Source organism: Pedobacter sp. ASV1-7 (assembly GCF_040203335.1).
Classification (GTDB): Bacteria; Bacteroidota; Bacteroidia; order Sphingobacteriales; family Sphingobacteriaceae; genus Pedobacter.
In genome coordinates, this window is sequence record NZ_JBEHBV010000001.1 from 613,634 (window position 1) to 637,198 (window position 23,565).

The following is a 23,565-nucleotide window of genomic DNA, read 5'->3' on the forward strand; positions in this document are numbered from 1 at the left end:
TGATGATTTAATAATTTTTTATAACCAATATAAACAGGTATTTATGAAAATAAAGTGTAACGGGTTTTTTCTACTAATTGCAGTACCAATATTTATGGTAGTAGCATGTAAAAAAAGTGAAAAACCTCAAGCCGTTGAGCCTCCTCCTACGGAAATTCCGGGTAAAGGAAATCAAAACTGTGTGTCATGTAAAAAGGTTAAAACGGCAGCAGATGTTGCTGCATTGAGCCTTAAACCAGGAGATACGGTTATGATGGAATCGGGCGACTGGATAAATCAAAAAATAATTTTTAAGGGGACTGGGACCGCTGAGAAACCAATTGTATTGATTGCAGAAAAGGAAGGTTTGGTGATTTTAAAAGGAACTTCATCATTGGTAATTGATGGAAGCTGGTTAGTGGTTAATGGGTTGAATTTTAAGAATGGTGACCTGAGCATTTCCAAATTGAATGTTGTTGATTTTACTTCTGCCTCAAGGAATTGCAGATTAACAAACACCTCAATAGTAGATTATAATCCTGCAGATCAATCAGTAGATTACAGATGGGTTTCCTTAAATGGCAAAAACCACCGTCTTGATCATTGCTACATTAAAGGGAAAGCGCATTTGGGACCTACGGTAGTAATATGGGGTGCGAATGATGCCTTAAATCATAGGATAGATCATAATTATTTCGGTTCCAGACCGGAGCTGGGTTCTAATGGTGGTGAAACAATCAGGGTGGGGACTAGTGCTTATTATTTAAGTGAGAGCCTAAATGTAATAGAAGAGAATATTTTTGACAAGTGTAACGGAGAAACTGAGATTATTTCTAATAAGATGAGCAGAAATACCATCCGTAATAATTTCTTTTTTGAAAGCAGAGGTACGTTATGTCTCAGACATGGAAATAATTCTGAGGTCTATGGGAATTATCTGATTGGGAATAACGTTAATAGTGCGGGAGGAATAAGGATTATTGGAGAGAGCCATTTGGTATATAACAATTACTTACAAGGAATTGCGACTACTGGACAAACTTGTGCGATTTCTATATTGGATGGAGTTCCTGATTCGGAGCCAAGCGGGTATTTTCAGGTTAAAAATGTAAAGATTATTGGCAATACAATTGTAAATTGTGCTCAGGGTTTTGATATTGGTGCTGGAAAAGGAGGAAACAACAGAACCGTTCCTCCGGCAAATTGCGTAATCGCAAATAATGTTCTGCAGTTGAAAAGCGGTTCATCTTTAATAAGGTTTACTGATATTCCGGAGAACTTTACTTATGGCGGAAATATTGCATTTGGTATGGGCACTGTTACTGGTCTGCCGGCGGGATTTTTAATTGCTGATACCAAGCTGACTATAAATGATTATGGTACTTATACTGCTGATCCAGCTAGTCCTGTTAATGGGGCTTTTGTAGGCACATATCCATTTTATTCTTCGCCAGATGCAGGTGCGAATAAGTTGGATAATGTCCATAAAAACTTACTTAAGGCAACAGGAATCGGCCCTTTATGGATTAGCGGTTTGGGTGATCAGTTGCTAATAAAAAGTAATTGATTTTGTACGCCAATATAATTGACAGCTTGGCCAATCTGAGCAATTAAAAATTGGAAACTTATTAGTCAATTGCATATGACGAATATATCCTAATAGATATTGAATTTAACCAAATATAATGATATGAATAAAAATTCTACTAGAGCAATCTCCTGTAATACGAAAGTGTATAGGTTTAAATGGGGTCGGCTTAAGCTGATGATGCTTTTCGCAACCCTTCTGCAACTGGTTGCTGCAGAATCCTACGCTCAGACCATAAAAATATCAGGAGTAGTGACTGATAATAAAGGAGAAACATTACCGGGTGTAACGGTTAAAGTAAAGGGGACAACAATGGGTGCAACAACGGGTAATAGTGGTAAATACAGCCTCACTGTTCCTGGTTCATCATCAGTACTGGTTTTCTCTTACATCGGCTTTTTACCACAGGAAGTTACGGTTGGAGCGAAAACAAGTATTAACATCAGCTTAAAGGAAGATTTAAGTAATCTTGAAGAGTTGGTGGTAACTGGTTATGGTGGTGTATCTAAAAAGAAGGACTTAACAGGTGCAAGTTCCTCTGTCACTTCAAAAGATATTGAAGAACGTCAGCCTATAAACCTTTTTGACGCTTTGCAGGGTAAAGCTGCTGGGGTATTGATTGTAAATGATGGTGGCGGTGCTCCGGGTGCAAATGGTTCAATTCAGATTCGTGGTACTTCGACTTTAAATGGAGGAAATGGGCCATTGTATATTGTGGATGGTGTAATTGATGAGAATGGTGCAAATATTAATCCATCAGATATTTCTAATGTGGAGGTATTAAAAGATGCGGCTTCAGCTTCAATCTATGGTTCGCGGGCTGCGAATGGTGTAATTCTAATTACCACGAAAAAAGGTATAGATGGTAAGCCAAGGATCGATCTTACCTATAATCATGTATTCGGTAAACTTTCAAATAGTATTCCAGTAAGTAACTCAGCAGAAGTACGCGCATTTAGGACTATCCAAGGTCGTGGAAATGGTACCGATTCTATTAATCCTAGTTTTAATGCTGATAATGATCTTCAGGATTTACTGTTAGGTAATCTTGCTCAAAAGAAAGAGATTAAAATGGGTGTTAGTGGGGGGCAGAAAGGACTTAGTTATTATACTAGTTTAAACTACTTGGACGATAAATCGATTATTTTGAATAGTTGGGCGAAAAGAATACAGTCCCGCGTTAACGTAATTTATCAGATGTCGCCAAAATTAAAGTATTCAAATAATATGTCTTTCTCCTGGCAAAAAGGGAATCAGACCCCTATTGGTAATACTGTAAAGGTGGTAATCGATAGGCCCGCTTACTCTTTAATTTATTATCCGGATGGTAGTCTGACAAGTTATATAGCTTCGAAAAGAAATCCTATTGCAAATGCATTGTTTGAAAGGGATGAGGATGAAACTTATTCCGCGCAGCTTAACAATCAGTTAGATTATCAGATTATAAATGATTTGAAATTTACAACTTTGTTTAATGCTAAACTGGATAATTTTCAGAATATGTATTTCTCACCAAGAATACTCTCTGCAAATAAAGATAAGAATGCAGGAAGAAATGAAATGGCAAAAACATTTTTCTGGGAGTATCAGGCATTTTTAAATTATAATAAAACTGTTAAAGCGGATCATAATTTTACTGCATTATTAGGGTTTAGTGCGGATAGAAGGAAGTTTGATCGCATTCATACAGAATATTTAAACAGTGTAAGTGAATCGCTTTTAGTAACAATTCCAGATTATCTCACTTCTTCTAAAAGTTATTCTAGCGCTACTGCAAATACTACAGCGTCTATTTTTAGTCGTTTAGGGTATAATTATAAAGGCCGTTATATTTTACAGGGAACTTATCGTAGAGACGGATCATCAAGGTTTGGTCCGGAAAATCTTTGGGGTAGCTTCTTCTCGGGATCTGCAGCATGGCGTTTTTCTGACGAGAAGTTTATGGCCTGGAGTAAATCTTTCCTTGATGATGCTAAAGTGAGATACAGTTTTGGTCAGCTCGGGAATGACCGTATTGGCGATTATGAATCCTATCTTAAAGTCGATTTTTTTGGAAACTATGCAGGTGTCGGTGGTGCCGGGCTGTCTAGTATTTTAGGGAATGAATCTATCAAATGGGAAACTACTACCCAGAATAATGTTGGTTTGGACCTGACCTTTTTTAAAGGTAGATTAGGTTTAACCGCAGATTATTATGTAAAGCGCACTGAAGATCTTCTTTACCCGAGAGAACTAGCTAAGGAAACAGGTTTTAGTAAGGTACAGGTGAATTTAGGTACCATACAGACTAAAGGTCTTGAGTTTGTATTAAGTGGAACACCTATAACAAATAAGAATTTTGATTGGAATGTAACAGGTAACATATCCTTTGAAAGAGGAAAGATTGTAAAGCTAGCTGATGGTATTCCATTTTTTCCGGGTAATAAATGGTATGCTGAAGATGGTGGTAGGATAGGTAATTTTTATGGTTGGAAGAATCTTGGTGTATATCAATGGGATGAGTCAAATGCTTATGATGATAACTGGAATAAGTTAACTGTTGTTTTAGAAAATGGCAAGCCAAAGTATCTTAATGGTAATCCTGTTTATACATTAAATGGGCAGGAATATACTGGTAATGTTAAGAGTAAATACGCACCTGATGGTAAACTAAAAGGTGGAGATGCCGAATGGGAAGACTTGAAGGAAGACGGAATCATTGATGATGCTGACCGTCAGATTTTGGGGAATGCAACTCCTGATTATTACATGGGGATTATGAACAACTTCCGATATAAAAATTTCTCACTATCGTTCTTGTTTAATGGATCTTTTGGTGGAAAAATCTATAATTCACTATTGCAAACCCAAAACAAGCCTTCCAATACAGGTGCGGGGTCTCCTGACATGGTTTATAATTCCTGGAGGAAACCAGGAGACATTGCCAAGTATCCATATTATATTGAAAAGGATAATAGAGGAAACCTTAAAACTGATCAAAACAGCATATATATAGAGGATGGTTCTTTTATCAGATTGTCTAGTGCACGACTCTCATACCGACTAGATCCTGAATGGACAAAGAGGGTGTATTTAAAAGGTGTGACTGCGTATGTTTATGGTATGAATTTATTAACATGGACAAATTACACAGGGTATGATCCGGAATTTAGTACCAATAATCCTTTAACACCTGGTGATGATACGGGTAAATACCCGAAGAGAAGAGAATTTGGTCTTGGTATAAATGTTAATTTCTAATTGAGATGAAAAAAATAATAGTAATAGGAGCTTTAGGAACCATAATGATGTTTGGAGCATGTAAAAAGTTCTTAACGGAAGCTCCATTAACGCAGGTGACTTTAGGAGAATTCTACAAAAGTCAATTTGATGTTGATGCCGCTATAGCAGGGATGTATTCAGCCTTCCAGCTAGAAATGGTAGGCAATAAACAATACATGGAAAAGTATTTGTATTGGGGGGAGTATCGCGCGGATAATTTTGACAGATTTGTAATCTATACAAAAGATTATGTTGATGAAATCGTATTAAATAGCTTAACGCCAACTAATCAATTTTCTGATTGGACAGGCCTTTACGCTGTAATTGGCAGAGCAAATAATAACATTAAATATATTCCACAAGCAGCAGCACTAGATCCGAAAATCACAACTAAATTTTTTGATGGTTATATGGCAGAGTCTTATGCGATGCGTGCAATGAGTTATTTTTATATTGTTCGTGTTTGGGGTGATGCAGTAGTGAGATTGGAACCATATGAGGATATAAAAGCCCCTTCTGAAGGAGAAAGGGTTTCAAAAGATAAGGTGATAGATGAGGTAATTATTCCGGATTTAAAGAAAGCTTATGATTTATTTGGTACAGGTAACGCGCCATCATCCGGTATTTATGGAATAAGCCGCTCTGCGGTTTGTGCTACACTCGCAGATGTTTATATGTGGAAAAAGGACTATGTTAATGCCATTATATGGATTAAAAACTTATTCCTTGCTAAAAATATTGCTGATCCAACTATTGCTAATCTCGAAGCTACTGCAACCTGGAAGAATGTTTTTACCAATCCCGCAAACAGTAAGGAAGCAATTTGGAGTATACACTGGGATTATCAAAAGAATGGATGTGCATGTATGCAAACATCATGGACTTCTAATAATAAACAAATCGTAATTGATGAGGATATATGGGCGAAATGGTTTCAACCTCAGTACAAAGTTGCCACTCGTACTACAGATATCCGTCCACAACAAACCGCTGATGTATTTCTTGCTCAAACTAAACCCAACAGAGATCGTTTTATAAAATGGTATAATACTGCCGCAAATCCTACGGCTGCTGATAAATGGCCCGCCTCAAGAGAGCTTGAGCCCGTTTATCTCGTGATGTACCGATTGGCTGATATTTACCTTCTCTATGCAGAAGCTCTAAATGGAAATAATCAATTGAGCGATGCATTGAAGTTCTTGAATATTGTTCGTAAAAGAGCTGGAGTAGCTGAATATCTGGGTACTGATCCTTTGGTTGCTAATAAAGAAGCAATGGAAGATGCGATTTTAAATGAAAGACAGTTAGAATTGTTTGGTGAGGGAAAAAGATGGTTTGACCTGGTTCGTACTGATCATGTAAAAGAAGTGATGGATCCTATTCTTAAAAGGAGGCAATTGGATGGTGGAAATATAAATGCTCCGGGCTTTCTTGATCCAGATAAAAGAGTTTATTGGCCTATTAATAGAAATGTCCTGAACTCAAATAGTAAATTGAAACAAAATCCTGGTTACACAGATTAAATTTAAGTGATATGAAAAAGATAATATCAATAGCAACAAGATGTGCTTTGGCATCTGTTATATTATTGTCGGGGTGTTCAATGTTTGGTCTTGACCTTCAGGAAAATTATAAATATGAACATAAAACCTTAGATCCACATATTGGCATTTCGGCAAGGCAATTTCTAGAAAGTCGCGGTTCTTACGACCCGACAGCAAAAGACACTATTTTCAAATGGATGAGAAAAGGGCTTGACTACGCTGAAATTGATTATGCAGAATTTGAAAAGTCAGGCAGAACCTTCATTCTTTTACATAATGAAGCAATTATGGTATGGGATTCTAAAACTAAAAAAGTAACAAAAGGTTTATGGTTTGATTTTCCTATTGTGACAAGTGTTAACCCCACAACTGGAGTGCCTGTCACGAGGCCAGCAACAGATTGGAAAGATTATCCGAAGGAAGATGTAAAAAACTATTTTCTTTATTTAATGCTACAAGGCGATTATAACTTTGATAAACTCACAATTACCAATACCACGGCCCAGACTTTATTGCCACCTGGTAAAGTGGCCTCTAAAACATCTATGCTTGGCTATTTAAATGGAGGGCTTGGCTTTGACCAGGAAGGTAAGATGGATCTGCAATTGGTTAATAATGATGATTTAGCACCTATATTAATTAATGGTGTGACTAAAAACAGGTCTGGGGGCTATATTGCAACTAATGGTGTGGTACATGTTTATGGTGCAACCGTTTACCCATTTAGAAGACCTAATTAATAAGTTTTGAAATTCATTTTAAAAACAGCCTCTGTGTATTTATTTTAAATTCCAGAGGCTGTTTTTTTTCATTTTATGCTCTGAATTATGAATAGAATATTCACATGCTGCCTTTTAGGCTTAGTATTTTTTAATGTATTTTCTTGTAAGAAAAAAACGGCTCCTGTAAATGAAACCCAGCCACCTGTGGTAACCCCTCCAGTCGTTGAACCACCGGAAAATGCAACAGCTATGGTGTACCTCAATTCTGCAAATAAATTAGCCTATAATAAGTATGCAAATGAAGGTGAAACGAATAAAGACAATGTTATTCCTGATTTTTCTAATGCTGGTTATAAAGGAGCCGGAGTTGCTTTACCTGATGTCCCTGTTAAGAAAACCATTACGCCAATTGCTGGTGATAACCGGCTTCATATTCAGAATGCAATTGATGAAGTTAAAAATCTTCCTCAGGATGGCAATGGATATAGGGGAACTGTATTGCTGGAGGCTGGTACTTATGAGGTAAATGGGACACTTATTATTGACAAAAGTGGCGTGGTGTTAAGGGGAGTGGGACAAGGTTTATCGGGAACAGTTATTAAGGCTACTAAAACAGCTGAACATAATCTTATTGAGATAAATGGTTCAGGTTCCGGGATGCCCGAGGTTAGTGGAACAAGAAAGAAAATCACCACTGAGTATGTACCTACAGGAGCAATGAGCCTCGCTGTTGAATCAGCTGCTGAATATACTGTTGGTGATCAGATTGCCATTTATCGCACACCAAATCAGGCATGGATCGATGATCTGGCTATGGGCCAGTATGGCTGGACTTTTAGTAATTATGCGATTCGGTTTGAGCGCATAATAATGGGAGTTAATGGTAATGTGATTACCTTAAATGCTCCTGTGGTTGATCCGATGCAAAGCAAATATGGAGGTGGGTATATATTTAAAACGAATATAACCGGTCGGATCAGTAATTCTGGCGTGGAGAATATCAGATTGGTATCTGTTTATGCGAATGACAATGATGAGTTACACGGCTGGAATGGAATTGAGCTTAATAGAACAGAAAATTGTTGGGTAAAACAAGTGACGGCACAGTATTTTGGTTATGCTTGTGTGTCACTTACAGGAATGTCAGTAAATAATACTATAGAAGAATGTGCTATGGTTGACCCTAAATCGCAAACAACAGGCGGTAGGAAATATTCTTTTAATCTTGAGGGTGGTTCATCTTTCAATCTTTTTCAGCGTTGTTATACCAGTGGTGGCCGACACGATTATGTAACCGGGTCAACAGTTCCAGGTCCGAATGTCTTTCTTGATAGTTATTCTATAAATACAAAGGCGGATATTGGTCCGCATCATCGCTGGGCTACAGGAATTTTGTTTGATAATATTTATGGCGGGCAGATCATCGTTCAGAACCGAAAAGCAATGGGTACAGGTCATGGATGGGCAGGTGCACAAACCATGTTCTGGAATTGTAAATCCCCAAATTATGAGATCAAAGTAGAGAGTCCTAAAGGTGCAATGAATTGGGGGATTGGTTGTGTGGCTGTGAAGAAGAATGGTGCGGGTTACTGGGAAAGCTGGGGAACGCCTGTGTTACCTCGAAGCTTATACATAGCCCAATTAAATGATCGTCTGGGTAGTGCTGCTGTTAATCAGGTAACTACTGCAGCTCAAAGAAACGGGACAATTTACGAATTGCTGAAAAATTGGGCTGGTGAAGGCAAGCTCCCCGCGCAATAAGGCAGGGAGTTTGATCATATCATTCTGTTTTTTTATTGCGTACAGCTTTTACTTCTGCTTCGGTAACTTTAGTTGCTTTATTACCAAAGCTATTTCTGACAAATGTCAGGACATCGGCAATTTGCTGGTCGTTCAGGAAATTATGAGGAGGCATTACGTTGGTATATGTCTCCCCATCAATTTCTTCTCCAGTATTCAATCCTTTAAGAATCACTCGAATCAATTTTGCCTTATCACCCAGAACGCGGGTTGTTTTAACCAGGGGGGGATTCATGTTCGGTACTCCTGCGCCATCTGCCATATGACAGGTAAGACAGTATTGCTGATATATTTTTTTGCCGTTTGATATTACTGTCGAACTAATTATCTGATTTTTTACAGCTGTGGCTTCCCCTTTTTGTGTCTGAGCAGATGCTGATTTTATTCCACCTAAAGTGATCAGTATTGTTGTGATGAAAACGAATCTCATTTTTCTTATTTTTTATTATAAACCACGCGGTATATGCTTCCTTTTACATCATCAGTAACATAAAGAGAGCCATCAGCCCCCTGGGCAAGTCCACATGGACGATGATCCGCTTTATTCATCGCTGCTTTCTCTGCAGAGCCGGCGAAATTATCGGCAAAAATTTCCCAGTTGCCCGATGGCTTACCGTCTATAAAGGGTTGAAACACGACAAAAAAACCTTTCTGTGGTTCTGGCGCACGATTCCATGAACCATGAAAGGCTATGAAGGCTCCGTTTTTATAACGCTCTGGAAACATATTTCCGGTATAAAATAGCAGTCCATTTGGAGCCATGTGCGCTGGGTAAACTGCTGCAGGATTCAGGTATTTGGCGCTGGCTTCTTTTTTCTTGTCACCTCCATATTCCGGGGCTACAATTTTTTTGCCCTGTATCCCGTCGTAATACATAAATGGCCAGCCTGCATCATCTCCTTTTTTAAGAGCATATAAGCATTCTGCTGGTAATTCTGCGGATTCTTTGGTGTTGTATAAGTCTGGCCAGGAGCTATTTAGGTTGTCTCTTCCATGCTGCATTACAAAAAGCTGGTTGTTCTCTTGGTTCCAGTCTAACCCTACCACATTCCTTAAGCCTGTGGCATATCTATTGCCCTGAGCGTAGCTCTGGTTTAACTCGTTTGCTTTAAATTGCCAGATGCCACCTGCAGAATCTAAAAGCGGACAACCTGGTATTCCGGGTGATTTCAGGCCTCTGTCATTTTCCTGACAGGAATTAGACGGAACCCCTATGTTTACATATAGGTTACCATCATTATCTAAAACAAGAGATTTTGTCTCATGCTGGCGCCCCATCTTAAGTCCCTGAACAATAGTTTCTGGATTTTCAGGATCTACAACTTCATTTTTTTCATTCAGCTTGTATCTGAATACTCCAGTATTGGAAGAGGCATATAGATAACCATCTTTTAAATAAATACCGGTTCCTCCATAATTGCCAAAGCTGCCTGTTATTTTAGCTTTGCCATCGTTATCTTCCTTTAAGACAATGATTCCTTTTTTATCTTTAACCCGAGCTAGTTTTACGTAAATGATGCCTTGTGGAGTGACAACAATATGTCTTGCTCTCGCACCTACATCTGCTACTTTTAAAGCTCCGAAACCCTCTGGTAATTTTAGCCCTGCGTTATCGGCATCTGGAGATGGGCTATGGAAAGTTTTAATCTCCTTAAATGCATAGAGTGTGAAAAATACCATTGTGCATAGCAAAACTGGTATTATGAATATTTTTTTCATCTTAGATTGTGTTTTTCAAGATTATCTTAACAGTGCAGTGGCACACCATAGTAAAGGAGCCTGCCCATGTAAGTCCCCTGTATTTCTTTTACGGTCTAAATAGTATTGATAGTCGTTTTTCTTGTTGGTGCCCTCACAAACATCTGTGATATCATCATTCTCATTAATATAAGTAATCAGCTTAAGCCATGCTTTACGGGCGGCTTTTCCATATAACTCTTTATCCAGCCAACCATTTTTTACACCTGTAATGAAAGCGAAAGTAAACATTCCTGTTCCTGAGGTTTCGATCCAGGACTCTGGTTTATCAACCAATTGTCGCCACATTCCCTCTTCAGTCTGATATTTTAATAAAGAGCTCATCATTTCTTTATAGCCTTTCATAATTCTATCATAATTAGGATTGTTCTCTGGAAGTGACCTCAATAATTCGGCCATACCCACTGCCATCCAGCCATTTCCCCGTCCCCAGTAAAATGGAACATCAGGGGCATGATAAAAAAGACCATTTGGTCTTTGTAACTGGTCAAGATAAAATACCATTTCTTTAGCTGCACGATCTATATATTTCTGGTCGGCTGTAGCTCTGAAAGCCTGAGCCTGTATCGCGGTGATCATAAACATATCGTCTATCCATAACCTGGTTTGCCAGGTATAGCCTTGATCATAATATCCTTGTGATTCTTTGACTACTCTTGGCCCTTCAGGTGGTCCCCATTGTTTGTCGGCAATGCCAAGGCCCATATCCAGATATCGTTTTTCTTTGGTTTGCATATACAGTTCTAATGGGACAGCACCAAATACACAGTAATCTACATGATCCGGTACTGGAATCATCTTCGCTTCTTCATTAAACAATGGTTCAAAGCGCTTTTGTAGTTTCTTCGTGAGTTGTTTATTCTTGCTTTCTCCGGCAAAAGTAAGGGCGCCATACCAGGTGCAGCTTTCAGGGTAGGTAATCACACGGGGAGGAGTAGTTCTATTGAAGTTGGTGTGTGGAGTAGCATTAAAATGCTCTGCAATCCTATTACCTATTTCCCTGGGTGAAGTGCCTTTAGGCCAGTTTTTTAAATCGGCCGCCTTAGATTGAGCATAAATTCCTTCAGAATTGCTAAAGGTTAGGGAAGTCGTAATCCAGAGTATAATTATAATGTGTTTTTTGTACATAATTATATGTTGATTTCTTATGTTTTGATTGGTTATTGATTAATTATCCAATTAAAGTTAAGGTTTATAGAAAGCTTTAAAAATTGTGTATTGACAGCCGGAGCTGTTATTGTCGGGTTTTGAAAGGAAATTGGAATTTATAGGTAAGATCGCTGATAACATGGCTAATACGGAACAGTATTTTTTTATGAAATCAGTGTGTGATTGTTACGTAAATCGGGAAATTGAATTAATTATGTAAATTAAAACCGTAATTATTCATTTTAATTTGAAATATATGAAGAAGTATCTTGGTCTGGCCTTTATTGTGGCCTTATCTGTAAATGTTCAGGCTCAGCATCGTATTGAAAAGATCTGGGAAACTGATACTGTAATTAATATGCCGGAATCGGTATTGCCGGATATAAAAAATAAAGTGCTTTATACCTCTGTCATGGGAAATAGTCCGAATGATAAGGATGGCATTGGTGGGGTGGCTAAAATTGGGTTAGACGGTAAAGTTATTGATCTGGATTGGATTACCGGATTAAATGCGCCAAAAGGACTGGCAAGATTGGGTAATACAATGTATGCTGCCGATTTAACAGATGTGGTCATCATTGATGTTGCGAAGGCAAAAGTGATTAAGAAGATTCCTATTGAAGGTGCTGTATTTTTAAATGACATCACAGTTAGTGATAAGGGAATAGTATATGTTTCTGATACAAGGAGAAAGCTAATTCACAAGATTGAAAAAAATATACCTTCTGTATATATGGAAAATATAAGCGGAGTAAATGGTTTAAAAGCTATAGGTAATGATCTGTTTGTTGCTGGTGGAAAAACGGTAATGAAAGTGGATGCTAAAAAAAACGTGACCAATATTGCTGAACTGCCTCATGGAGGCGATGGTCTGGAGCCAATTGGTAATGGAGATTTTTTGGTCACAAGCTGGAGCGGTTATGTATATTATGTATATGCTAACGGTAAATACGATTTGTTGCTGGATACCAATAAAGAAAAGATAAATACAGCCGATCTGGGGTATGACCCAATTAAGAAGATTTTATATATTCCTACCTTCTTTAAAAAGTCGATAATGGCTTACCAATTGAAATGAAATGAAAGTTGTATTAATTAAATGAAAGCATTTTAATCTTTTTTTAACAGAAGTTTTATATTAAACGATCGGATTCGTAACTTGAAAACCTGAAATTAGAAACTTAATAAAACATTAAGCAACACGCACACACACAAGTTATTTATTATGGAATCCAGAAGAGAATTTATTAGGAAATCATTGTTGCTATCAGGAGCAGCAGGGTTATCTACTATGTTGCCTGCATCTATACAACGTGCTTTGGCAATTGATCCGAAATTAGGTAGTACCTTTTTAGATGCCGAGCATATTGTTATCCTGATGCAGGAAAATAGATCTTTTGACCATTGCTTTGGTACTTTACAGGGGGTAAGGGGTTTTAATGACCCGCGTGCTATAACCTTGCCAGATCAGAAGCCTGTATGGATGCAGACGGATGCTCTTGGCGATACCTATGCTCCATTCCGATTAAATATAAAAGACTCTAAAGTAACCTGGATAGGCTCTTTACCGCACTCAAGGGCTAGCCAGGTTGATGCCAATAATAATGGGAAGTATGACCAGTGGTTGAACACCAAAAAGTCTGGTAATAAAAAATATAAAGGCATGCCTCTCACTTTAGGGCATTATAATCGTGAAGATCTGCCATTTAATTATGCTATGGCAGATGCTTTTACTGTTTGTGATCAGAACTTTTGTTCGGGTATGACCAGTACAACACCAAATCGGTCTTTCTTCTGGACAGGAAAGGTTAGTTATGACCTGGATGGTTTACAGAAAGTGAATATTAGAAATGATGATTTTAGCTATGGCAAATTACCATGGAAGACATTCCCTGAACTACTACAGGAAAATAAAATTGCCTGGAGATTCTACCAGAATGACTTGAGCTGCGGTGGTGGATATAAAGGTGAAGAACGTGCCTGGTTAGGGAATTTTGGGTGTAATCTGCTCGAATTTTTTGCAGCTTATAATGTTAAGTTCTCTAAACGTAATGTAGAAAATCTCCAAAAATTAGTTGATACACTTCCTGGTGAAATCAATAAGTTACAAGAAGCAAGCCCTTCTTCTGAGGCTGCTGCAAAAAAAATACAGGCAGACCTGAGCCATAAAATGAAAGCATTGGATAATGCAACTGAAGACTTAAAAAAATGGAGTAAGGACGCATATAATAAACTCACAGATCAACAAAAGGAATTGTTTAAAAATGCTTTTGTAATTAATTCTGGGGATCCGGGGTATAGAGATATCACTACATTGACTTATAATGAAGGGCAAACCAAAAGGGAGGTAACTGTTCCTAAAGGTGATGTTTTACATCAGTTTCGGACTGATGTAAGTACTGGTAAATTACCTGCAGTGTCATGGTTGGCAGGGCCACAAAATTTCTCCGATCATCCTAGTGCTCCATGGTATGGTGCCTGGTATGTTTCTGAAGTGCTTGATATTTTGACCAAAGATCCTGAGGTATGGAAAAAGACCATCTTTATAACTACTTATGATGAGAATGATGGTTATTTTGATCATGTACCTCCATTCTCTATTCCTGATGAAAATAAACCAGAAACGGGCTTGGTCTCTAAAGGGATTGATACTGAAATAGAACATGTAAGGCTAGCTAATGAACTGAAACAAGGTGTTCCGGAAAAAGCAGCTCGAGAAGCACCTATTGGTCTAGGGTTTAGAGTTCCAATGCTAATTGCCTCGCCTTGGAGCAGGGGAGGAAGAGTATGTTCTGAAGTGTTTGATCATACTTCTACTTTGCAATTTTTGGAAGTGTTTTTTAGTAACAAGCTGAAAAAGAAAATCCATCTTGATAATATCAGCAAATGGCGAAGAACCATTTGTGGTGACCTGACTTCGGTATTTAATCCTTTTAATGGAGAGAAGCCAGGTAAAATAAACTACCTCGACCGTAATAATATGGTTGAAACAATTTATAATGCAAAGTTTAAAGCTGATCCATCCGGATTCAAGAAATTATCAGCAGCTGATATCACTGCTTTTAATGCCAACCCACGTGGAAGTGATGTGATGTCTGTTCAGGAAAAAGGTATCCGACCGTCTTGTGCACTTCCTTATGAAATTTATTCAGACGGAAAACTGACTGCGGATAAAAAAGCTTTTGAGATCAAATTCAAGGCAGGCAATGCTGTGTTTGGTAAAAAAGCTGCAGGTGTGCCTTTCACGGTTTATGCACCTGTGAAATTTAAAGATGATAAAACCAGCGAAATTTGTAGAAATTGGTCATTTGCAGCAATTGCAGGTGATACTTTAACTTATAGCTGGCCGATAGAACATTTTGAAGGTGGAAATTATCACCTGAGGGTAAATGGTCCGAATGGATATTACAGAGAATTTAAAGGGAATGGGCAGCTAAATGTACTAACCGTGCTTTGTGCCTATCATCAGGTTAATGGGAAGCTGACTGGAGATGTCCTGTTAAAACTAATAAATAAACAGGCTAAGCCAATTAGTGTTACGATTAAAGATCAAGGTTATGGAAAAGCGGCTGTTAAGAAGAAAATTGCAGCTTCTGGTACTGCTGAGCTTGTTTTTGATCTTAAAAAAAGCCATGGTTGGTACGACTTTAGTGTTTTAGCTGATGGTATTGATGCTTTTGAAGAGCGGTACGCCGGAAGGGTAGAAACTGGAGTGGAAAGTTTCAGTGATCCGGTTATGGGAGGAATTCTTTAGAATATTTACCAATGATAAATAAGAATGTTTAAATTGGTAAATATTCTAAAAGAGATCAGTTATGGCTAAAGAACATCAATATCAAGCGACACTTACATGGGCGGGCAACAAAGGCTCGGGAACAATGGATTACAGGTCATACGACAGAAGTTATATCATTTCAATTGATAATAAGGCTGATATACTCGGTTCGTCTGACTCTGCATTTCTTGGTGATAAAACCAAACATAATCCCGAAGACTTGTTATTGACTTCCATTTCATCATGCCACATGTTGTGGTATCTGCACCTTTGTTCTCAAAATGAGATCATTGTCATGGATTATAAGGATACTCCTGTAGGAAAAATGACGGAAAACGCTGATGGTAGCGGACATTTTACAGAAGTTGTACTTTATCCAGTTGTGATTATTACTGACGAATCACAAGTTGAAAAAGCAAATGCTTTACACGATGAAGCACATAAAATGTGTTTTATTGCTAATTCCTGTAATTTCCCAATTGCTCATCAACCAAAATGCATAGTTGAACATGGCTAGTATAAAGCGTATTGGTGCATTTGCAATTACAGGTGCGGGATTAATGATAGGCTTTGGATTCGGAAATGGAACTGATGATGCGGCAAAAAAGAATCTTCTGGTTAATGTAGCACATCGTGATGCTGTTTTACTTGCTGATCCGGCAACAAATTACAAGAATCTTTGTGCCGGTTGTCATGGTGAAAAAATAGATATGTTTGTTGACCGTAAATGGAAGTTTGGTAATAAAAAAGAAGATCTGATTAGATCGGTTACATTCGGTCATGCCAATGAAGGGATGCCTGCTTTTGGTGAAAGCTTAACAGATAAGGAAATCAATGGTCTTGCCGATTATATTCTGAATGCTATTAAGAATGTAGATAAATATACAAAAACTGCTACTGAACCCATTTCTGATGTGTTTAAAACAGAGGAAATGACCATAAAGCTGGAAACCGTTGCAGAGGGGTTGGATATTCCCTGGGGAATGGCATTTTTGCCTGCCGGTGAAATGCTGGTAACTGATAGAAACGGGAAGTTTTATAAGGTGAAAGCAGATAAATCTTTACAGCTTATAAATGGTGTGCCGGAAGTACTTGCTAAAGGACAAGGAGGGTTGTTGGATATTGCTTTAGATCCAAAATTCTCTGTAAATAAATTGATATACCTTTCCTATTCTAAGTATAAAAATGTGGATGGTGCTGTGCTGGCAACCACGGCAATTATGCGGGCAAAGCTGGATGGGAATACATTATCGGAGCAAAAGGATATTTTCGTCGCAGAACCATATTCTAAAACCCAGCATCATTATGGTTCAAGAATGCAATTCGGTAAAGACGGATATTTGTATTTCTCTGTTGGTGATCGTGGAAATGAACAGGGAAATCCACAGGAGATAAAAGGAAATAGTCTTGGTAAAGTGCACCGAATTAAAAGCGATGGTAGTATTCCCGCAGATAATCCTTTTGTGAAAAATAAGCGTGTTAGTCCTTCGATATACGCGTATGGTCACAGAAATCCTCAGGGCATGACTATTCATCCGGTAACGGGGAAAATATGGACCAATGAACATGGGCCACGAGGAGGGGATGAAGTTAATATTGAGGAGCCTGGTAAAAATTATGGTTGGCCGGTTATAACTTACGGTATCAATTATAATGGAAAACCAATCAGTAACCTTACTGCAAAAGAAGGAATGGTACAACCTGTTCATTATTGGATACCTTCAATAGGACCCAGCGGATTAGCAATTGTAACAGGTGATAAGTATAAAAACTGGAAAGGCAATCTACTTTCAGGTTCTTTAAGGTTTAAATTCTTGCAGCGTTCTGTGCTTAAAGACAACAAGGTCGTGAAAGAAGAGATTCTGTTTAAGAATATTGGTAGGGTAAGAGATGTGAGAATGGCACCAGATGGCTTTATTTATATTGCTGTTGAGTCGCCCGGTAAAATTTATAAACTGGTGCCACAATTATAAAAGACATCAAATAAAGAACGGGTTGTATAATTTCATACAACCCGTTCTTTTAATAAAGAAAATTCTATTTCTTCAAAAGCAGTTCAATCATTACTGGGAAATGATCCGATGGATATTTACCGTCAAAATCATCAGTAATGATGTTATGGCTTTTTACAGCATATCCGTTGCCAGTTGATAGAAAAATATGGTCTATTCTAGTTGTTGTATTGCTGTTTAAATCGTAATTATTGTGTGTTCCCCGATCCTTATTGGTATGGGTTTGTGCAAGGTTATAACTATCTTTTAGTAAGCCTGAGTTAATTATTCTGGAATAATTTACACTGGTTTGGTTAAAGTTGAAGTCACCGGTAAGAATAACTGGATATTTAGCAGAAACAGCAGGAATTAAAGACAACAGCATCTGAACACTTAAATCTCTTGCCGTAGTTCCGATATGATCAAGATGAGAATTTAAGACTGTGAATATTTTTCCCGTCGTTTTATCTTTCATTAAAGCGCGGGTACATATTCTGGGTGAATAGGCATCCCAGCCGATACTACCTGGTGTTGTACTATTTGGAGAGTACCAAAATGTGCCCCAGTCAAGAACTTCAAACTTGTCTTTTTTATAAATGATAGGAGTATAATGTTGCCTGAGGTTACTGGTTTCTCCAATGATGCTTACACCTATATAGGCGTATTGAGGTAATAGTGTTTTCAGATCATTTAGCTGTATCAGGTAAGGCTCCTGTGCACCGATGATATCAAAATCATGTCTCTCTACCAATTTTTTAAATATGTCTTTCCGGTTATTCCATACACTTGCAGGTGCCTGTACTGTGTTGTCATATTGAATGTTATAGCTAGCTATTCTTATCGGAGAAAGCCATTGGTCATTAGGGTCATTTTCTTTTTTACCACAAGCATATAAACAGCAAATGATCATTGCAAATAAATACTTTTTCATGTTCTTATGCATGTCTATTTGTGGTAAACTGCGAAATCGTCTATATTTAGACGACCATTAGAAATGTCAGGGTTCTTTGAACCGTCACCTAAACCTATTTTGTTAATTCTGAAACGCACACGGCCTTCAATTTCAAGGTCAAATACAGCTTCTGTATATTTATTTTTGTTGGTAGCCACAATCAAGTCACCTACAGCATGCCAGTTTCTACCTTTGTCTGTTGAATATTCCAGCTGGCACATACTGGGTTTGTCTAGCGCAAAACATTTGTACCAGAATGAAACTCTAGAGGCTCCATTAGGAAGGTCAAACATCATTTGAGCATACGCTGATGTTGTATGATTCATAGCCATGCGAAGGGCATGAGTTCCAGAGGTTGGATTTTCATATTTCTGACTTTGAATAACCGCATTATCCAGTCGCCATGTACCACTCGGCAGGTTTACATCGTCAATCTGGTAGTTTAATTTATTATCTGATTCAAAACTCTCCGGAAATTTAGCATAGAGTTTATTTTCCTGTGAAAAACTGGTAAATGGTAAAATAAAAAGTAAAAATACCATTGAAATCGTTATCCTTTTCATACTTATTTATTGTGATTTAACAATGTTTGTCTGGTATAATGCGGGAGTATTGCAGTTTTCCAATACTCCCAGCATTATTTAGTTCGTTGGTTGTTTGTATACCGAGAAGTCATCAATGTTTAAACGACCATTTCCTGCACCTGTTGCCACTTGCCCCTTTCTGTGAATTCTGAACCTTACAGGAACATTGAAATCTACAGGGAATGTAGCCAGTGTTGGAGTGTAGACCGCTTGAGTAATCGGGTTACCTGTTTGTGTCCAGGTTGTACCTTGATCTGTTGAATATTCCAATACAAAAGTACAGGCTGCACCAGTGGTAGCAGTACCCCATGCGCCGTAGTAGAAACTTACTTTGGAAGCATTTGGAACATCAAACTCCATACCGAGGTAAATAGAGTAGTTAATATTAAAATTACTTCTCCAGGCATATCGGCCACTCACAATTTTATCAACTGCATCCCCTCTGAATCCACTATCATTAAATTTCCATTGACCGGTTGATAAATTGATCACATTGGTTCCTGCTTTATAAACATTGGCAAAATTGGGATCTGTAGTTTCAAAGGTTTCAGGAAAGCCTTGATAGATTATTCCACCTGTACGGTACTCTGGAAGTGACTTTAACTCACCAAAGAATTCTTCATACTGATCATATATCTCATCATTTTTTAATAATAAAACTATTTCATTATTATTATTTAAGGAGTTTCCTGTGAATGATAGAGTGCCGGTGATTACTACTTTAGAAGGGACTCCGTCGAATGTGCCCTTTATAAGCGTAAAACGATTATCCATATTGGTTAATGGTCTGTTGTTATCATTCACATTTAACATGCGGATAAAACCACCATTTGATTCCAATGCTTCAAAGCTGGATTGTGTAGCTGAGATATTACTTTTTATCACTAATTCCACCTTTGCACCAGCTTGCTGCAATTGAACCAGTTTGGTAAGAATAGCGATGCGTGTATTGTCCCAGAACGACATCGCTACCTTGATTTCTGCAGTTGCAGGGTTGCTGATCTTGTTCAGCAGGTCAAGGCTTAAATCTCCACTTATCGTAGCGCCATTATTTCTTTGTGGTAAGAAATAGGCTTCTATCCCGTCTGGTGCTGATTTATAAGTCGCGAAATTATAGTCTTTCATTCCAGAAACAGCCCTGTTTTTTAGCTCATTCCAATAAACAAGATAAGCATTATATAGCCCTTCATGCGAAAGTGTAAGTGCATCATGGCCCATGTGTGAATCTGTTTCTGTAAAATTATGAGAGGTCTGAAATACTATGTGCTGCTTCATTCCTGTGGTGGTTTCAATTTCGCTAAACAAAGCAAACTTGTTTTCATTTAGGGCTGCATCAGCAATGTCATTATTGGTGTCCCATACCTGTGTATTACTTAGAGCAGGATTTCTTAAATAGTTAAGAGCTTTAGGGTTAATGCGTTGACTTTCTAATCTGCTCATGTCAACCAGGATACGCAACTGCACCCCTCTGTTGTCTGCTCTTTTAAGTGCATTCAGTACATCATCATGGTTAATCTGATAAACGGAGATGTAAACGAACGCACCTTCATTACTTGCATCTAGTAGTGAAATTAATCTGCTTAAAATTCTATTTGAGGCCTGATTGGTACTAAAACTTTCTTTCTCAGTAAAACGTGCTTCTGGGAAAGTCATGTTTACAGGCATAAAAGTAGTGTCTGCTACTTTGCCAGGAGTATCATCAGATGTTGTTTCCTCTATACGATGATCTATTTTTTTGCAGGATATAGTGGCCAAACTTATTACTGATAGCAATAAGGACCAGAAAAATATTTTTCTCATTATTATCTTATCTATAAGGTTGATAAACAGCAAAGTCATCAATGTTTAACCTTCCATTACTTATGGTGGATGTACTTGTCCCCAATCCGAGTTTATTGATACGGAACCTTACGGGTACATTTATATCCAGCATAAATGTTTTAAGCTTAGGTACAGCAGTGGCATCCGTAATATGCTCCCCGGTTTGCTTCCAGGTTACACCCTGATCTGTGGAGTACTCCAGTCTCCAGGTAGACCCCGGATCGCCACCCCAGATGGCATAATACAAAGTCACTTTTGAAGCTCCATCTGGGACATCAAACTGCATCTGACCATAACATGAAGTGGTATTATTCAGGTTAAATCTAATGGCATTTTTACCGGTAACGATCCGATCCGTAGTTTCATTTCTAAGTCCTGCATTGTTAAACTTCCAAAGGCCGGAAGGGAGAGGTACAGTGAACTCGCCTGCAGTATATCCGACTGTTGTTTCGAAGCTCTCAGGGAATCCAGGATATACTCTTCCACTTGGATTTTCTACATCGGCAATGCTTCTTATGCGTATTTCTACGCCATTTGGTTTACCCAAAGCAATGCCAGTAAATGAAGCATTATTGGGTAGTAATTGATTGGCAAATGAAGCATTTGCTGAGGTATTGAGTGTAACCGTAAAGCTAAGTTCCTGCATGGTCTTTTCACCACTAAATGTTTCACCTGAGCCAGGTTGTGGTGTAATATCTCCCAATACCTGGACTAATGTATTCTCATACCTGCTTAGGTTATTATATAAATTGGTAATGCTTACAGGTTGTGGTTTTACCTTTTTGTTACTACTGATTTTAATTACTTTACCAGCATCAACATTTCTGATCTGCAATAGGCCCTGAAAGCGTGTAAGTAGTTTGTTGCTTACGTTAACCACAACAGAGTCACCTGATTTATATTTGTCAGCGTCACTCACTTCGATTGCTATACCGTCTAACTGATTTTGTATAATGATATATCCTGGCAAATGATTTTTGTTGTCTATATCAGAGATTACTACCCCGCTTACTCTACTTTCTGGTAAGGTGATATCTACATCATGATACAACAGCTTTATGTTTTTTAAAGAGAGTGGATCTGCGTGGTACACATTTTTTTCGCAGCTGGAGAATAAGGCTATTCCGGCGAGCAGTGTGTACAGATATTTTTTAATCATCTTCATGCTATGTTCTTTTATTGATTAGAGAATAGTTTGTAAACTATTGCATCCACCATACTTTTACATTTAGGTTATCTCCGCCGATACGGGCTGATACTTCATCATAATTTGTTTTATTGTAAAGCGCTGCACTAAGTGGGTATTGTAAACGGGCAGGCGGGCGACCGTCATTTTGCATATCAGGGCCTGTTACCAATGTAGGGAAACCAGTTCTTCTGATATCATGCCATTGTTGAAATCCATTTTCGAACAGGGCCACATATTTTTGCCCTATGATGCGTTCTAAAGTGCCATCGTATTTTACATCATTATGATTTAAAAATGTAGTGGCGTCTGTAATGCCCCAATAATTAAGGGAAGCAGTGATTCCATTTTCGTAGTTTGTTTTAGCATTCCCTACTACATACCCTTTTAAAACAGCTTCAGCCATCAGAAATTCCTGTTCAGAATACTGCATAATATCACCGAAATATTTAGAGCGTTTTAAGGCTAAAATAAAAGTTGAATAGCTTCCTGTACGATAGGACGGGTCTGATGCTGGATATCCTACAGGCAATCCTACATAACCATTTCCAACTGTTGTTGCCCATAAAGGAAGTCTTGGGTCATTTGTTGAAGCCAGTTTTCCTATAAAGGAATGAGAATACATGATTTGTCCATTGAAAGATAAATCCCGGACGTCATAAAAGGCATTGACAAAAGGAGTGATATTGGTGTAAACCAGTGTAGCACCATCTTCGTTGTTCCTCATTAAGGGGTATTTTACAGGATTTGCTAGCATGTTTCTTAGCTTATCCTGATAAATGGCCCCTTTTTTCTCTACTCGCATTAACAAGCGTAAGGTAAGTGCATTGGTGAAGCGTTTCCATTTGGTTACGTTGGCCGTTATGTTTGCATTGTATAGGATATCATCACCAGTTAATGGCTTGTTGAGATCGTATAAATCATTGGCACGATCAAGAAACACGAAAATGGAATCATAGATCTGTTTTTGTGTGTCAAACTTTGGAGTCGAGTTTCCTTCTGCGCCTTTCAATGCATCAGAAAATGGCACGTCACCATAAATATCAGTAATCTCGGAAATGAGCCATGCTTCTAAAGTATAGGCAATGGCAGTATAATTCCGGTCACCTTGTTGTGTTCCAAGTCGACGCATCTCTCTAAAGTTTAACAACTGTCTGTATGGTGTAGCCCACATGCTGTTAAATGTTGATGAGTTGATCTGGTAACGGTGTATCTGGTTGTTGCCTGTAAGTTCCCGTAATACGGCAACCTGTGCAAGTTGTTGATTGATCGTATGCGCCTGTCTGCTAATGTGTGTTACGGTCTGATATAGGGAGTTATTCAGAAACGATGATGCTCCAGGTTTTGTTATTCCCTCTGGATTAACACGCAGTTCATCTAGGCCGGTTGTACAGCTATAAAAGGATGTAATTGCAGCTAGAATGCAGATGATAATTCTATTCTTTTTCATAATCG

17 protein-coding genes are annotated in these 23,565 nt (G+C 38.2%); 9 read left to right on the forward strand and 8 right to left on the reverse strand.

Annotated elements, in window-relative coordinates:
* Positions 1-43: 43 nt before the first annotated feature.
* The 5 genes from ABDJ41_RS02700 (at position 44) to ABDJ41_RS02720 (ending at position 8,855) form a co-directional block, all read left to right on the forward strand.
* Positions 44-1,546, forward strand: coding sequence for a polysaccharide lyase 6 family protein (locus tag ABDJ41_RS02700; protein ID WP_349784202.1), 1,503 nt, complete (start codon positions 44-46; stop codon positions 1,544-1,546).
* Positions 1,547-1,669: 123 nt separating this feature from the next.
* Positions 1,670-4,807: a SusC/RagA family TonB-linked outer membrane protein gene (locus ABDJ41_RS02705; protein ID WP_349784203.1), complete on the forward strand. Its 3,138-nt coding sequence runs from the start codon at positions 1,670-1,672 to the stop codon at positions 4,805-4,807.
* Between the two features lie 5 nt (positions 4,808-4,812).
* Positions 4,813-6,351: a RagB/SusD family nutrient uptake outer membrane protein gene (locus tag ABDJ41_RS02710; protein WP_349784204.1), complete on the forward strand. Its 1,539-nt coding sequence runs from the start codon at positions 4,813-4,815 to the stop codon at positions 6,349-6,351.
* 11 nt (positions 6,352-6,362) lie between these two features.
* Positions 6,363-7,112, forward strand: a complete 750-nt coding sequence (locus ABDJ41_RS02715; protein ID WP_349784205.1) for a hypothetical protein — start codon at positions 6,363-6,365, stop codon at positions 7,110-7,112.
* Positions 7,113-7,199: 87 nt separating this feature from the next.
* The gene (locus ABDJ41_RS02720; protein WP_349784206.1) at positions 7,200-8,855 is read left to right on the forward strand and encodes a hypothetical protein; all 1,656 of its coding nucleotides are present in this window, start codon (positions 7,200-7,202) and stop codon (positions 8,853-8,855) included.
* A 19-nt stretch (positions 8,856-8,874) separates the two neighbouring features.
* Here ABDJ41_RS02720 and ABDJ41_RS02725 read toward each other — a convergent pair whose 3' ends face one another.
* The 3 genes from ABDJ41_RS02725 to ABDJ41_RS02735 are packed head-to-tail and all read right to left on the reverse strand — an operon-like array spanning position 8,875 to position 11,780.
* Complete coding sequence (locus ABDJ41_RS02725) at positions 8,875-9,324, reverse strand: c-type cytochrome (protein ID WP_349784207.1); 450 nt, start codon at positions 9,322-9,324, stop codon at positions 8,875-8,877.
* Between the two features lie 5 nt (positions 9,325-9,329).
* Positions 9,330-10,613 carry a PQQ-dependent sugar dehydrogenase gene (locus ABDJ41_RS02730; RefSeq protein WP_349784208.1) on the reverse strand — a complete coding sequence of 428 codons (1,284 nt, stop codon included), beginning with the start codon at positions 10,611-10,613 and terminating at the stop codon, positions 9,330-9,332.
* A gap of 21 nt (positions 10,614-10,634) precedes the next feature.
* Positions 10,635-11,780 (reverse strand): glycoside hydrolase family 88/105 protein, encoded by a 1,146-nt coding sequence (locus ABDJ41_RS02735; protein WP_349784209.1) that lies wholly within the window; start codon positions 11,778-11,780, stop codon positions 10,635-10,637.
* Between the two features lie 277 nt (positions 11,781-12,057).
* Here ABDJ41_RS02735 and ABDJ41_RS02740 point away from each other — a divergent pair, with 277 nt between their 5' ends.
* The 4 genes from ABDJ41_RS02740 to ABDJ41_RS02755 all read left to right on the forward strand — a co-directional run bounded on the left by ABDJ41_RS02740 (position 12,058) and on the right by ABDJ41_RS02755 (position 17,549).
* Complete coding sequence (locus ABDJ41_RS02740; RefSeq protein ID WP_349784210.1) at positions 12,058-12,879, forward strand: ATP-binding protein; 822 nt, start codon at positions 12,058-12,060, stop codon at positions 12,877-12,879.
* A gap of 147 nt (positions 12,880-13,026) precedes the next feature.
* Complete coding sequence (locus tag ABDJ41_RS02745; RefSeq protein ID WP_349784211.1) at positions 13,027-15,555, forward strand: phosphocholine-specific phospholipase C; 2,529 nt, start codon at positions 13,027-13,029, stop codon at positions 15,553-15,555.
* Between the two features lie 61 nt (positions 15,556-15,616).
* On the forward strand, positions 15,617-16,093 hold the full coding sequence (locus ABDJ41_RS02750) for an OsmC family protein (protein ID WP_349784212.1): 477 nt from the start codon (positions 15,617-15,619) through the stop codon (positions 16,091-16,093).
* On the forward strand, positions 16,086-17,549 hold the full coding sequence (locus ABDJ41_RS02755) for a PQQ-dependent sugar dehydrogenase (RefSeq protein WP_349784213.1): 1,464 nt from the start codon (positions 16,086-16,088) through the stop codon (positions 17,547-17,549). Before ABDJ41_RS02750 ends, ABDJ41_RS02755 begins: the two co-directional genes overlap by 8 nt.
* 64 nt (positions 17,550-17,613) lie before the next feature.
* On the opposite strand, the gene ABDJ41_RS02760 is transcribed toward ABDJ41_RS02755, so the two are convergent.
* From ABDJ41_RS02760 to ABDJ41_RS02780, 5 genes are all read right to left on the reverse strand, one after another.
* Entirely contained in the window at positions 17,614-18,498 is an 885-nt protein-coding gene (locus ABDJ41_RS02760; RefSeq protein WP_349784214.1) for an endonuclease/exonuclease/phosphatase family protein, read from the reverse strand.
* A 14-nt stretch (positions 18,499-18,512) separates the two neighbouring features.
* Positions 18,513-19,082, reverse strand: a complete 570-nt coding sequence (locus ABDJ41_RS02765) for a hypothetical protein (RefSeq protein ID WP_349784215.1) — start codon at positions 19,080-19,082, stop codon at positions 18,513-18,515.
* A gap of 78 nt (positions 19,083-19,160) precedes the next feature.
* Positions 19,161-20,903 carry a phospholipase D-like domain-containing protein gene (locus ABDJ41_RS02770; RefSeq protein ID WP_349784216.1) on the reverse strand — a complete coding sequence of 581 codons (1,743 nt, stop codon included), beginning with the start codon at positions 20,901-20,903 and terminating at the stop codon, positions 19,161-19,163.
* 7 nt (positions 20,904-20,910) lie between these two features.
* The gene (locus ABDJ41_RS02775; protein WP_349784217.1) at positions 20,911-22,089 is read right to left on the reverse strand and encodes a DUF5689 domain-containing protein; all 1,179 of its coding nucleotides are present in this window, start codon (positions 22,087-22,089) and stop codon (positions 20,911-20,913) included.
* A 37-nt stretch (positions 22,090-22,126) separates the two neighbouring features.
* Positions 22,127-23,560, reverse strand: a complete 1,434-nt coding sequence (locus ABDJ41_RS02780; RefSeq protein WP_349784218.1) for a SusD/RagB family nutrient-binding outer membrane lipoprotein — start codon at positions 23,558-23,560, stop codon at positions 22,127-22,129.
* Positions 23,561-23,565: the final 5 nt, after the last annotated feature.

Coding starts and splice junctions, on each gene's coding strand:
- ABDJ41_RS02780 (WP_349784218.1), bottom strand. CDS start 23,560: ATGAAAAAGAATAGAATTATCATCTGCATTCTAGCTGCAATTACATCC.
- ABDJ41_RS02755 (WP_349784213.1), top strand. CDS start 16,086: ATGGCTAGTATAAAGCGTATTGGTGCATTTGCAATTACAGGTGCGGGA.
- ABDJ41_RS02705 (WP_349784203.1), top strand. CDS start 1,670: ATGAATAAAAATTCTACTAGAGCAATCTCCTGTAATACGAAAGTGTAT.
- ABDJ41_RS02765 (WP_349784215.1), bottom strand. CDS start 19,082: ATGAAAAGGATAACGATTTCAATGGTATTTTTACTTTTTATTTTACCA.
- ABDJ41_RS02770 (WP_349784216.1), bottom strand. CDS start 20,903: ATGAGAAAAATATTTTTCTGGTCCTTATTGCTATCAGTAATAAGTTTG.
- ABDJ41_RS02750 (WP_349784212.1), top strand. CDS start 15,617: ATGGCTAAAGAACATCAATATCAAGCGACACTTACATGGGCGGGCAAC.
- ABDJ41_RS02720 (WP_349784206.1), top strand. CDS start 7,200: ATGAATAGAATATTCACATGCTGCCTTTTAGGCTTAGTATTTTTTAAT.
- ABDJ41_RS02710 (WP_349784204.1), top strand. CDS start 4,813: ATGAAAAAAATAATAGTAATAGGAGCTTTAGGAACCATAATGATGTTT.
- ABDJ41_RS02715 (WP_349784205.1), top strand. CDS start 6,363: ATGAAAAAGATAATATCAATAGCAACAAGATGTGCTTTGGCATCTGTT.
- ABDJ41_RS02735 (WP_349784209.1), bottom strand. CDS start 11,780: ATGTACAAAAAACACATTATAATTATACTCTGGATTACGACTTCCCTA.
- ABDJ41_RS02745 (WP_349784211.1), top strand. CDS start 13,027: ATGGAATCCAGAAGAGAATTTATTAGGAAATCATTGTTGCTATCAGGA.
- ABDJ41_RS02730 (WP_349784208.1), bottom strand. CDS start 10,613: ATGAAAAAAATATTCATAATACCAGTTTTGCTATGCACAATGGTATTT.
- ABDJ41_RS02725 (WP_349784207.1), bottom strand. CDS start 9,324: ATGAGATTCGTTTTCATCACAACAATACTGATCACTTTAGGTGGAATA.
- ABDJ41_RS02700 (WP_349784202.1), top strand. CDS start 44: ATGAAAATAAAGTGTAACGGGTTTTTTCTACTAATTGCAGTACCAATA.
- ABDJ41_RS02760 (WP_349784214.1), bottom strand. CDS start 18,498: ATGAAAAAGTATTTATTTGCAATGATCATTTGCTGTTTATATGCTTGT.
- ABDJ41_RS02775 (WP_349784217.1), bottom strand. CDS start 22,089: ATGAAGATGATTAAAAAATATCTGTACACACTGCTCGCCGGAATAGCC.
- ABDJ41_RS02740 (WP_349784210.1), top strand. CDS start 12,058: ATGAAGAAGTATCTTGGTCTGGCCTTTATTGTGGCCTTATCTGTAAAT.